This window comes from Streptomyces sp. NPDC059718, from assembly GCF_042733315.1.
Classification (GTDB): Bacteria; Actinomycetota; Actinomycetes; order Streptomycetales; family Streptomycetaceae; genus Actinacidiphila.
On sequence record NZ_JBHWGA010000046.1, the window covers coordinates 35,579 to 47,337 of the forward strand.

At 70.7% G+C, this 11,759-nt stretch carries 10 protein-coding genes; 9 read left to right on the forward strand and 1 reads right to left on the reverse strand.

The features are described 5' to 3' along the window. On the forward strand, nucleotides 1-1,241 hold a 1,241-nt coding region (locus tag ACFV3E_RS36420), incomplete at its 5' end, for an MMPL family transporter (protein ID WP_500539196.1). On the opposite strand, the gene ACFV3E_RS36425 is transcribed toward ACFV3E_RS36420, so the two are convergent. Next, nucleotides 1,229-1,723 carry a DUF3145 domain-containing protein gene (locus ACFV3E_RS36425; protein ID WP_499511723.1) on the reverse strand — a complete coding sequence of 165 codons (495 nt, stop codon included), beginning with the start codon at nucleotides 1,721-1,723 and terminating at the stop codon, nucleotides 1,229-1,231. The genes ACFV3E_RS36420 and ACFV3E_RS36425 overlap by 13 nt on opposite strands. Nucleotides 1,724-1,959: 236 nt before the next feature. Between ACFV3E_RS36425 and ACFV3E_RS36430 the strand changes: the two genes are divergently transcribed. The 8 genes from ACFV3E_RS36430 (at nucleotide 1,960) to ACFV3E_RS36465 (ending at nucleotide 11,636) form a co-directional block, all read left to right on the forward strand. Beyond that, entirely contained in the window at nucleotides 1,960-2,868 is a 909-nt protein-coding gene (locus ACFV3E_RS36430) for an SGNH/GDSL hydrolase family protein (RefSeq protein ID WP_500539198.1), read from the forward strand. Nucleotides 2,869-3,074: 206 nt separating this feature from the next. Then, nucleotides 3,075-4,235 (forward strand): mandelate racemase/muconate lactonizing enzyme family protein, encoded by a 1,161-nt coding sequence (locus ACFV3E_RS36435; RefSeq protein WP_500539200.1) that lies wholly within the window; start codon nucleotides 3,075-3,077, stop codon nucleotides 4,233-4,235. Continuing rightward, nucleotides 4,232-5,254, forward strand: a complete 1,023-nt coding sequence (locus ACFV3E_RS36440; RefSeq protein WP_500539202.1) for a zinc-dependent alcohol dehydrogenase — start codon at nucleotides 4,232-4,234, stop codon at nucleotides 5,252-5,254. Before ACFV3E_RS36435 ends, ACFV3E_RS36440 begins: the two co-directional genes overlap by 4 nt. Nucleotides 5,255-5,357: 103 nt before the next feature. Then, complete coding sequence (locus tag ACFV3E_RS36445; protein WP_500539204.1) at nucleotides 5,358-6,404, forward strand: hypothetical protein; 1,047 nt, start codon at nucleotides 5,358-5,360, stop codon at nucleotides 6,402-6,404. Nucleotides 6,405-6,410: 6 nt separating this feature from the next. Beyond that, a complete protein-coding gene (chvE, locus tag ACFV3E_RS36450; RefSeq protein WP_499511728.1) occupies nucleotides 6,411-7,535 on the forward strand; it encodes a type 1 periplasmic-binding domain-containing protein in 1,125 nt (374 codons plus the stop codon). Nucleotides 7,536-7,600: 65 nt separating this feature from the next. Further along, nucleotides 7,601-9,151, forward strand: a complete 1,551-nt coding sequence (gene mmsA, locus ACFV3E_RS36455) for a multiple monosaccharide ABC transporter ATP-binding protein (protein ID WP_500539206.1) — start codon at nucleotides 7,601-7,603, stop codon at nucleotides 9,149-9,151. A gap of 1 nt (nucleotide 9,152) precedes the next feature. Continuing rightward, nucleotides 9,153-10,412 carry a multiple monosaccharide ABC transporter permease gene (mmsB, locus tag ACFV3E_RS36460; RefSeq protein ID WP_500539208.1) on the forward strand — a complete coding sequence of 420 codons (1,260 nt, stop codon included), beginning with the start codon at nucleotides 9,153-9,155 and terminating at the stop codon, nucleotides 10,410-10,412. Between the two features lie 27 nt (nucleotides 10,413-10,439). Beyond that, nucleotides 10,440-11,636 (forward strand): aldose epimerase family protein, encoded by a 1,197-nt coding sequence (locus ACFV3E_RS36465; RefSeq protein WP_500539210.1) that lies wholly within the window; start codon nucleotides 10,440-10,442, stop codon nucleotides 11,634-11,636. Nucleotides 11,637-11,759: the final 123 nt, after the last annotated feature.

Below are 11,759 nucleotides of genomic sequence, written 5' to 3' on the forward strand. Positions count from 1 at the left end.
ACCGGGCCCTGGGCCCGGTCGGCGCCGTCGGCATCGTCTGCGCCGTCGCGAGCAGCCTGACCTTCCTGCCCGCGGCGCTGCTGCTGCTCGGCCGGGCCGCCTACTGGCCCGCCCGGCCCCGGGAGCGGCGTCCGGAGGGGGAGGGCGTGTGGCGGAGGATCGCGGCCCTCGTGGACCGCGCGCCGCGCCGGGTGTGGGCCGCGAGCCTGGCGCTGCTGGTGGGCTGTGCCGCCTTCTCCCCCGCGCTGACCGCCCGGGGGGTGCCGCTGGATGAGATCTTCGTCCACCAGGCGCCCTCGGTGACCGCCCAGCGCGTCCTCGGCGAGCACTTCCCCGGCGGTGCGGGGAACCCCGCCGTGGTCATCGCGGAGGCGGACCGGCTCGACCCGGTCACCCGGGCCGCGGCCGGCACCGACGGCGTCGACTCCGCCGCCCCGCTCACCGCCGCCGGCCGGCCCGGCGGGGGCGAGCCGTTCGTCGCCGGCGGCCGGGTCCTGCTGGAGGTGACGCTGAAGGACGCCGCAGACAGCGACGCCGCCAAGGCCACGGTGCAGCGGCTGCGCACGGCCGTGCACGCGGTACCCGGCGCGGACGCGGTGGTCGGCGGCTACACGGCCCAGCAGGTGGACACCCAGCGGACCGCGGAGCGCGACCGCACGCTCGTCGTCCCCGTCGTCCTCGCGATCATCCTGGTGATCCTGGCCGCCCTGCTGCGCAGTCTGCTGCTGCCGCTGCTCATGGTCGCCACGGTGGCGCTCAACTTCGCCGCCACCCTGGGCGTGTCGGCGCTGGTCTTCCGCCATGCGTTCGGCTTCTCGGCGACGGACGCCTCGGTGCCGCTGTACGGCTTCGTCTTCCTGGTCGCCCTCGGGGTGGACTACAACATCTTCCTGATGACGCGGGTCCGCGAGGAGACGCTGCGTCACGGCACACGGCAGGGCGTCCTGCGCGGGCTGACCGCCACCGGAGGGGTGATCACCTCGGCGGGCGTGGTGCTCGCCGCCACCTTCGCGGCGCTCGGCGTGATCCCCCTGGCCTTCCTGGCGCAGATCGCCTTCATCGTTGCCTTCGGGGTGCTGCTGGACACCCTGCTGGTGCGCTCGCTGCTGCTGCCCGCGCTGGTACGGGACATCGGCCCGAAGGTGTGGTGGCCGGGCACCGCGGCGCGCGGGGGCGGCGAGCCGCCGGCGCCGGACGGCGCCGCGGCACCACGGCGGGTGGCGGAGCGTCAGACGACCTGATGCAGCCAGCGCACGGGGGCGCCCTCACCCGCGTAGCGGAAGGGCTCCAACTCGTCGTCCCACGGCTTGCCGAGCAGCTTGGCGACTTCCGTCTCCAGGTCGGCCTCGCCCTTGCGGGCGCGGGCGAGCGCGGCGCGCAGCCGGTCCTCGGGGATGAGGATGTCCCCGTGGATGCCGGTGACGGCGTGGAAGATGCCGAGTTCGGGCGTGCTGCTGTAGCGCTCCCCCTCGGCGGTGGCACACGGCTCCGCCGTGACCTCGAAGCGCAGCAGATGCCAGCCGCGCAGCGCGGACGCCAGCTTGGAGGCGGTGCCGGGCTCCGCCTGCCAGGAGAACTCGGCCCGCCAGGTGCCGGGAGAGGCGGGCTGGCGGATCCAGTCCAGGTTCACGCGCACGCCGAGCACGCCCGCGACGGCCCACTCGACGTGCGGGCAGAGCGCGCGTGGCGCGGAGTGCACGTACAGAACTCCACGTGTCGTCACCGGGACCTCCAGTGTGGGACGAGGTACGCCTTCCCCAGCGGCCTCATGCCCATAACCGAGCCATCCGGGACAGCAGTGGACATTCTGCACTAATCATAACGAATGAGACAAGATCTGACCTCTGATCACCTCTTTCGCACCACCTGTCAGGGAAAAAGCTACCGCGCGGCGTCAGGTGAGGAGTGACGTACTGTCGGGATCAGCGAGAAGTCACCCACTCGTCCGAGGGAGAACGGATGCGCCAGTCGCTCCCGCGCGGGGTCAGCGGCGCCCTGATCGCGCTGGTCACGCTGCTCACGACGGCACTCGGGGCCGGCTGCTCGGCCACCGACGGCCCCGGGAGCACCGAGGCCGGTGCCGCCGGGCGGGCGGGCGCGGTGAAGCGCCCCGCGCAGGTGTGGGACACCACCCCAGCCTCGCTGGCCGCGCTCGGCGACTCCATCACCCGCGCCTTCGACGCCTGCGGGATCCTGACGGACTGTCCGGACCTGTCCTGGGCGACCGGCAGCCGCAGCTCCGTGAAGAGCGTGGCCACCCGGGTGCTGAACCGGCCGGCCACCGAGAGCTGGAACCTGGCGGCCAGCGGCGCCCGGATGCACGACCTGCCGGCGCAGGCCGAGAAGGCGGTCGCGCTGCGGCCGCAGCAGGTGACGATCCTGATGGGGGCCAACGACGCGTGCGCGCGCAGCATCGACCGCATGACCCCGGTGGCCGAATACCGCAAGGATTTCTCCGCCGCCCTGCGCACCCTCGACAGCAAGCTGCCGAAGGCCCAGGTCTTCGTCGCGAGCGTGCCCGACCTGATGCGCCTGTGGGACGTCGGCCGGCAGAACGTGCTGGGACGGCAGATCTGGAAGCTGGGCCTGTGCCCGTCGATGCTGTCCGACGCGGAGTCGATGAGCACGGCCGCCCGCGAACGGCGGCAGACCGTACGCGAAAGGGTGATGGCGTACAACGACGTGCTGCGGCAGGAGTGCGCGCGCCACGTGCGCTGCCGCTACGACGGCGGCATGGTCTTCGACTACCGCTTCACCCAGAAGGAGCTCAGCCCCTGGGACTGGTTCCACCCCAGCGCCGAGGGACAGGCCAAGCTCGCGGGGCTGGTCTACGCGGCGGCCTTCGGGCCGAACCCGGCCGGCGGCTAGGCCCAGCCGGGCCGGGTTCGGCCGTTCGTCCGGGGTTTCGGACACGGAACGGCACGCGTCACGGGCGGACGGACTCACTTCGGCAACATCGCCGACACCTGCCCGGCACACCCATTGACACCGCCGGGAGCCCGTAACTACGTTCCCTTCAACATTTCGAACGTGTGACGAAATCTCGAACGACACCCTGTAAGGGGCGGCTTCCCGTGCGCATCACCGGCATCAGCACCCATGTGGTCGGTACACCCTGGCGGAATCTCACCTACGTACTCGTCCACACCGACGAGGGGCTCACGGGCGTCGGCGAGACCCGCATGCTCGGCCACACCGACGCGTTGCTCGGCTACCTCCGCGAGGCGGAGGCCAACCACATATCCGGTTCCGACCCCTTCGCGGTGGAGGACCTGGTCCGCCGGATGAAGTACGGCGACTACGGGCGGGCCGGAGAGATCGTCATGTCCGGCATCGCCGTCATCGAGATGGCCTGCTGGGACATCAAGGGCAAGGCCCTCGGCGTCCCCGTGTGGCAGTTGCTCGGCGGCAAGGTGAACGAGAAGGTCAAGGCGTACGCCAACGGCTGGTACACCACCGAGCGCACCCCGGAGGCCTACCACAAGGCCGCCCGCGCCGTGGTGGACCGCGGCTACCGCGCGCTGAAGATCGACCCCTTCGGCACCGGCCACTTCGAGCTGGACCACGCGGCCACCACCTACTCCGTCTCCCTCATCGAGGCCGTGCGCGACGCCATCGGCCCCGAGGCCGAGCTGCTGGTGGAGATGCACGGGCGGTTCAGCCCGGCGACCGCGATCCGCGTCGCGGGCGAGCTGGCGCCCTTCAAGCCGAGCTGGATCGAGGAGCCGGTGCCGCCGGAGAACCTCAAGGCCCTGGCGAAGGTGGCCGCCCACACCGATCTGCCGATCGCCACGGGTGAACGCATCCACGACCGTTACGAGTTCCGCGAGCTGTTCGAGCTCCAGGCCGCCGACATCATCCAGCCCGACCTCGGGCACATCGGCGGCATCAGCGAGGTCCGCAAGCTGGCCGCCACCGCGGAGACCCACTACGTGCTGGTCGCCCCGCACAACGTCGGCGGCTCCGTGCTCACCGCCGCGAGCCTCCAGCTCGCCGGGTGCACTCCCAACTTCAAGATCCTCGAGCACTTCAACGACTTCGCGGACTCCGAGATCAAGAAGGTCGTCAAGGGCGCCCCCGTGGTCGGCGAGGACGGGTACTTCACGCTCTCGGACGCGCCGGGCCTCGGTGTCGAGCTCGACGTCGACGCCGCCGCCGAGTTCCCCCAGCAGCAGGCCCGCTTCGACCTGTGGGCCGAGGGCTGGGAGCGCCGGAAGCCGAAGGGCGCCAAGTGACCGTCCACGCCCCCCGCGCCGTCGTCCTCGACGGGCCCGGCCGGCACCGGATCGTGCCGGCCGGACCGGTCGCGCCCGGTCCGGGCGAGGCGCTGGTCCGCGTCCATGCCGCGGGCATCTGCGGCAGCGACCGGGAGGTGCACGCCGGCACCCGCCCCGAGGGGTACGTCCGCTACCCCGTCACCCCCGGCCACGAGTGGTCCGGCACGGTGGAGGCGGTCGGCGCCGGGGTGACCGCCGGCCTGGTGGGCCGGAAGGTCGTCGGCGAGGGCTTCCGCAACTGCCAGGTCTGCGAGCGCTGTCACGCCGGGGAGACCACGCTGTGCAGCGCGCCGTACGAGGAGACCGGCTTCACGCAGCCCGGTGCCATGGCGGACACCCTGACGCTGCCCGCCCGGCTGCTGCACGTCCTGGACGACGCGGCCGACCTGCGCACCGCCGTGCTCCTGGAGCCGGCCGCGTGCGTGGCGGCGGCGCTGCTGAAGGCTCCGGCCGCGCCGGGCGAGCGGGTGGCAGTCGTCGGCACCGGCACGCTCGGCATGCTGGCGGTGCAGTTCCTGGCCGCGGTGTCGCCGGCGGAGCTGCTGGTGGTGGGAACCGGCCGGGACCGGGAGGAGCTGGCCGCCTCCTTCGGCGCCACGCGCTTCCGCACGGCCGGTGAACTGGCCGCCGAGGACGGGGAGTACGACCTGGTGGTCGAGGCCGCCGGGTCCGCCTCCGCGGCCCGTGTGTCGGCGGGGCTGCTGCGCCGCGGCGGGCGGCTGGCGCTGACCGGCATCCCCGCGCCGGGAGCGCTCGGGCTCGACCCCACCGACCTGGTGGTGCGCCAGCTGACCGTGCACACGGTCTTCGGGGCGCCGCCCGCCGCCTGGGCCCACACCGTACGGGCCTTCGACGCCGGGATCCTGGACCCGGCGCCGCTGATCACGCACGACCTGCCGCTGGAGGAGTACGCCGACGCCCTCGGACTGCTGGGGAACAGGGATCCGAAGGTGGGGAAGGTGCTGCTGCGTCCGTGACCGCTCCGTGCACGGCGGACATCCGATGTCCCATCCGTGCCCACCCATACCCAATGAACCGAACGTCGTCCGAGATATCGAACGGCGAGAACGAAGGAGCACCGTGACCGACGCACCCACCCCGAGCCCCGGCACGGCCGGCACCGCAGGCGGTCCCCGACACCCGGGCCAGTACGCGCTCACCCTCCTCGGTCACGGCGCGCCGGCGGACGACCCGGCCGACGCCTCCCCGTACTCCTTCCCCGACGGGGGCACCTGGCGCACCGAGATCCCCTCCGTGGAGGGCCCGGAGGCGCTGGCCACCGTGCTGGAGGAGAGCGAGCGGCTGGAGGTGCCGGTGCACCGGATCAGCCAGGGCAGCGGCATCTGGATGCTGACGGACGCGGAGATCACCGAGATGGTCACCGCCTGCGCCGAACGGGACGTCGAGCTCTGCCTGTTCACCGGTCCCCGGGGCACCTGGGACATCGGCGCCGCCACCCGCACCGACTCCCGCGGCGGGGGCCTGCGCGCCCGCGGCCATGACCAGGTGGCCGGCTGCGTCGAGGACGCGCTGCGCGCCGCCGCCCTGGGCGTGCGCTGCCTGCTCGTCGCCGACGAGGGCGTGCTGTGGCTGCTGCACCAGCTGCGCGAGCAGGGCCTGCTGCCGGCCGACACCACCTTCAAGGTCTCGGCGCTGGTCGGCCCGGTCAACCCGGCGGGTTACACGGTGTGGGAGCGGCTGGGCGCCGACTCGATCAACATCCCCTCCGACCTGACCCTCCAGCAGATCACCGAGATCCGCCGGGTCAGCCGGGCGCCGATGGACTTCTACATCGAGGCCCCGGACGACCTCGGCGGCTTCGTCCGGCTCTACGACGCGGCGGAGCTGATCCGCCGCGGCGCGCCGATCTACCTCAAGTTCGGGCTGAGCAAGGCCCCCGGCATCTACCCGTACGGACGTCAGCTGCGGGAGGTCGCCCTGACGACCGCCCGCGAGCGGGTCCGGCGCGGCCGCCTTGTGCTCGACCTGCTCTCCCGGCTGGGCGCGGACGGCGGGCTCTCCCCGCTGGGCGCGCGGCAGCCGGGTCCGCTCCACCGCTTCCCCTTGGACATCGCGACCGACCCGGACCAGGCGACCGACCCCCGCCTGGCCGCCGAAAGGATCTGATCAGCCATGCGCATCGCCAGAGCCGCACGTCTGCGCACCACAGCCGCGCTGATAGCCACCCTCGCCCTCGGCGCCACCGCGACCGCCTGCGGGCAGAGCGACAACACCGGAGGCGGCGGCGACAAGGACGGTGGGAAGGGCGGCACCATCGGCATCGCCATGCCCACCAAGTCCTCGGAGCGCTGGATCGCCGACGGCGACAACATGGTCAAGCAGTTCCAGGCCCAGGGCTACAAGACCGACCTGCAGTACGGCGACGACAAGGTCGAGAACCAGGTCGCCCAGATCCAGAACATGATCACCAAGGGCGACAAGCTGCTGGTCATCGCCGCCATCGACGGCTCGGCCCTCAGCGACGTCCTGCAGCAGGCCCACGACGCGGGCATCAAGGTGATCTCCTACGACCGCCTCATCCTGGGCTCGGCGAACGTCGACTACTACGCGACCTTCGACAACTACAAGGTCGGCCAGCTCCAGGCCGGCTACATCCTCGAGAAGCTGGGCCTGCAGGACGGCAGCAAGAAGGGCCCCTTCAACATCGAGCTCTTCGCCGGCTCGCCCGACGACAACAACACCAAGTACTTCTTCAACGGCGCGATGGACACCCTCAAGCCGTACATCGACAAGAAGCAGCTGGTGGTCAAGAGCGGCCAGACCGAGCTCAACCAGGTCACCACCCTGCGCTGGGACGGCGCCACCGCCCAGGCCCGCATGGACGACCTGCTCAGCAAGTCGTACACCTCCGACGACGTGGACGCGGTGCTCTCCCCGTACGACGGCATCTCCCGCGGCATCATCTCGGCGCTGAAGAGCGTCAGCTACGGCACCGGCAAGAAGCCGCTCCCGATCGTCACCGGTCAGGACGCCGAGGTCGCCTCGATCAAGTCGATCATCGCGGGCGAGCAGGCCCAGACCGTCTACAAGGACACCCGCGAACTGGCCAAGGTCGCCGTCCAGATGGGCAACGCGGTGCTGACCGGCGGCAAGCCGGAGACCAACGACTCCAAGACCTACAACAACGGCACCAAGGTCGTCCCGACCTACCTGCTGCCGCCGGTGAGCGTCGACAAGTCGAACTACAAGGAGATCGTCGTCGACTCCGGCTACATCAAGGAGTCCGAGCTCCAGTAGTCCCGGAGCCGGACCACGACCGACGATCGTCACTTCCCACCACCCGAGGAGAACGGAAAGCAGGAATGGCCGGACCCGTCCTCGAAATGCGCTCCATCACCAAGACCTTCCCAGGGGTCAAGGCGCTCTCCGACGTCACCTTGACTGTCGCCGAGGGCGAGGTCCACGCCATCTGCGGTGAGAACGGTGCGGGCAAGTCGACCCTGATGAAGGTGCTCAGCGGGGTCTACCCGCACGGCAGTTACGAAGGGGAGATCCTCTTCCAGGGTGAGACCTGCGAGTTCCGCGACATCCGCGCGAGCGAGCAGCGCGGCATCGTGATCATCCACCAGGAGCTCGCCCTGGTGCCGTACCTGTCCATCGCCGAGAACATCTTCCTCGGCAACGAACACTCCACCCGCGGTGTCATCAGCTGGAACGAGACGCTGCGGCACGCGGGCCGGCTGCTCAAGCGGGTCGGGCTCGCCGACGGGCCCACCACCCGCGTGGCGGACATCGGCGTGGGCAAGCAGCAGCTCGTCGAGATCGCCAAGGCGCTGTCCAAGGAGGTCAAGCTCCTCATCCTGGACGAGCCGACCGCCGCCCTGAACGACGAGGACAGCCGCAAGCTCCTTGACCTCATCATGGAGTTCAAGGAGCACGGCATCTCCTGCATCATCATCTCGCACAAGCTCAACGAGATCGCCAGGGTCGCCGACTCCATCACGATCCTGCGCGACGGGCGGACCATCGAGACACTCGACATGAAGGCCACCGACGAGGACGGCCACAGCACCGTCACCGAGGAGCGGATCATCCGCGGCATGGTGGGCCGCGACCTCGACCACCGCTTCCCCGAGCGGGAGCCGGAGATCGGCGAGGTGGCCTTCGCCGTCGAGGACTGGACCGTGCACCACCCGATCGACCAGCAGCGCAAGGTCGTCGACGGGGTCTCCCTCGACGTCCGGCGCGGCGAGATCGTGGGCATCGCCGGGCTGATGGGGGCCGGCCGCACCGAACTGGCCATGAGCGTCTTCGGCCGCTCCTACGGCCGCGGCATCAGCGGCCGGGTCTACCTGCACGGCAAGGAGATCCGCACCCGCACCGTCCCGGAGGCGGTGGGCCACGGCATCGCGTACGTCACCGAGGACCGCAAGCACTACGGGCTGAACCTCATCGACGACATCAGCCGCAACATCTCGCTCAGCGCCCTGTCCAAGGTCGCCCGGCGCGGCGTCGTCAACCAGCACGAGGAGGCCCGGGTCGCCGAGTCCTTCCGCTCCACGATGAACATCAAGACCCCGACGGTCTTCGAGACCACGGGCAAGCTGAGCGGTGGCAACCAGCAGAAGGTCGTCCTCAGCAAGTGGATCTTCGCCGGGCCGGAGGTCCTCATCCTCGACGAGCCCACCCGGGGCATCGACGTCGGGGCCAAGTACGAGATCTACACGGTCATCAACGACCTGGCGGCCCAGGGCAAGGCCGTCGTCTTCATCTCCTCCGAACTGCCGGAGCTGCTCGGCATGTGCGACCGCATCTACACGATGTCCGCGGGCCGGCTGACCGGGGAGATCCCGCGCGAGAGCGCGACCCAGGAAGTGCTGATGCGCCACATGACCATGGACCGAGGTAACTGAGATGGGCAGCCCGGTGAAGACCGACAAGACTCCTCCGCCGCCCGCCGGGGGCGCGGCAACGGCCGCCGAGGGCGGCGGCGCGGCGGCCGGAGCCGCCGGCCTCCTGCTGCAGGCGGCCCGGCGCAACATGCGCCAGTACGGCATGATCATCGCGCTGGTGCTGATCGCGGCGCTGTTCCAGATATGGTCCGGCGGCATCCTGCTCAAACCGCAGAACGTCACCAACCTCATCGGCCAGAACAGCTACATCCTGATCCTGGCGATCGGCATGATGGTCGTGATCATCGCCGGCCACATCGACCTGTCCGTCGGCTCGCTCGCGGCCTTCGTCAGCGCGGCCGGCGCAGTGATGATCATCCAGCACCACGTCTCGTGGCCGCTCGCCCTGGTCGCCTGCCTGCTCATCGGCGCGGTCGCCGGTGCCTGGCAGGGCTACTTCATCGCGTACGTCGGGATCCCGTCGTTCATCGTGACCCTGGCCGGCATGCTGCTCTTCCGCGGCGGCACGCAGATCTTCCTGGAGGGCCAGTCCATCTCGCCCTTCCCGCGCGGCTTCCAGAAGATCGGCAACGGCTTCCTGCCCGAGGTCGGGCCGCACACCAACTACCACAACCTGACGTTGCTCATCGGTCTCGTGGTGATCGCCATCGCCGTCGTCCAGGAGATCCGCGACCGCCGCCAGCAGCTCGCGTACGACCTGGACGTGCTGCCGCGCAACTTCTTCCTGCTGAAGCTGCTCGCCATCGTCGCCTGCGTCGTCGCCTTCACCATGACGCTGGCCAGCTACCACGGCGTGCCGATCGTGCTGCTCATCCTGGCCGGGCTGCTCATCGTCTTCGGCTTCGTGATGCGCAACGCGGTGATCGGCCGCCATGTGTACGCGCTCGGCGGCAACCAGGCGGCGGCGAAGCTCTCCGGCGTCAAGGACAAGCGGGTCGTCTTCCTGGTCTTCGTGAACATGGGCGTGCTCGCCGCGCTCGCGGGTGTGGTCTACGCGGCACGGCTCAACGCCGGTGTCCCGCAGGCCGGCATCAACTTCGAGCTCGAGGCCATCGCCGCCGCCTTCATCGGCGGCGCCTCCGCCACCGGCGGCGTCGGCACCGTGCTGGGCGCCATCATCGGCGGCCTGGTGCTCGGGGTGCTCAACAACGGGATGTCGCTCGTCGGCATCGGCACGGACTACCAGCAGGTCATCAAGGGTCTGGTGCTCCTGGCCGCGGTCGGCTTCGACGTCTGGAACAAGCGCAAGGTCGGTTCGTAAAGCAGCTACCTATCGAAGGAGCCGCAAGTGAACAGACGTACATTGATCGCGGGCGCGGCGCTCGGGGCGGTCGCGCCCGCGATCAGCGGGACGAGCGCCTGGGCGGCCGGAAAGGCCGGCACGGCGGGGCAGACCGCCGACGCCCGGCACAGGCCCGCAGGCGGGAGCAAGGTGAGCAAGGAACACTTCGGGACCTTGGAGGACGGCACCAAGGTCGACATCTGGACGGTCAGCAACGGCGGGATCACCCTCAAGGTGCTCTCGTACGGCGGTGTCGTCCAGACCCTGGAGCTGCCCGACCGGCGCGGCCGCCGCGTCAACGTGTCCCTCGGATTCGACGACATCGCCGGCTACGTGGCGAACAGCCCGTACTTCGGCGCGTTGATCGGTCGCTACGGCAACCGCATCGCGGGCGGGAAGTTCACCCTGGACGGCCACACCTACCAGCTGCCCGTCAACGACGGCCCGAACAGCCTGCACGGCGGCGACCGGGGCTTCGACAAGCGGGTCTGGGAGGTCGAGGGCTTCAAGGCGGGCTCGGACGCCGGTCTGGTGCTGCGCTACACCAGCGCGGACGGCGAGATGGGCTACCCGGGCACGCTGAAGGTCAAGGTCGTCTACACCCTGACCGCCGACGCGCGGTGGCGGATCGACTACACCGCCACCACCGACAAGGCGACGGTCGTCAACCTCACCAACCACACGTACTTCAACCTGCGCGGCGAGGGCGACGGCGGCATCTACGACCACGAGGTCCAGATCGCCGCCCGCCGCTACACCCCGGTCGGCTCCACCCTGATCCCCACCGGTGAGCTGGCGCCCGTCGCGGGCACCCCGTTCGACTTCCGCTCGGCGAAGACGATCGGCCGCGACATCCGCTCCGCGCACCAGCAGATCCTGTACGGGCAGGGCATCGACCACAACTTCGTGCTCGACAAGGGCCGCACCGCCGCGCCCGAGCACATCGTGACGGTCACCGAGCCCGTCTCCGGCCGGGTCATGCGGATCGCCACCACCGAGCCCGGTGTGCAGTTCTACACGGGCAACTTCCTGACCGGGGCGTTCGCCGGCTCCTCGGGCCGGGTCTACCGGCAGGGCGACGGGTTCTGCCTGGAGACCCAGCACTTCCCGGACTCCCCCAACCACCCCTCGTTCCCGTCGACGGTCCTGCGGCCGGGGCAGACCTACCGCTCCACCACCGTGCACTCCTTCGGCACCCACTGAGCGGCGCCGTCCTCCCCGCGGGCGGGGGGGGGGCGGGGGGGGTAGCCCCCCCCCCCCCCCCCGGGGCGAGGGGGCCCGGGCGCGGGGGGACCCCCCCGCCCGGGCGGGGGGGGGGTTGGGGCC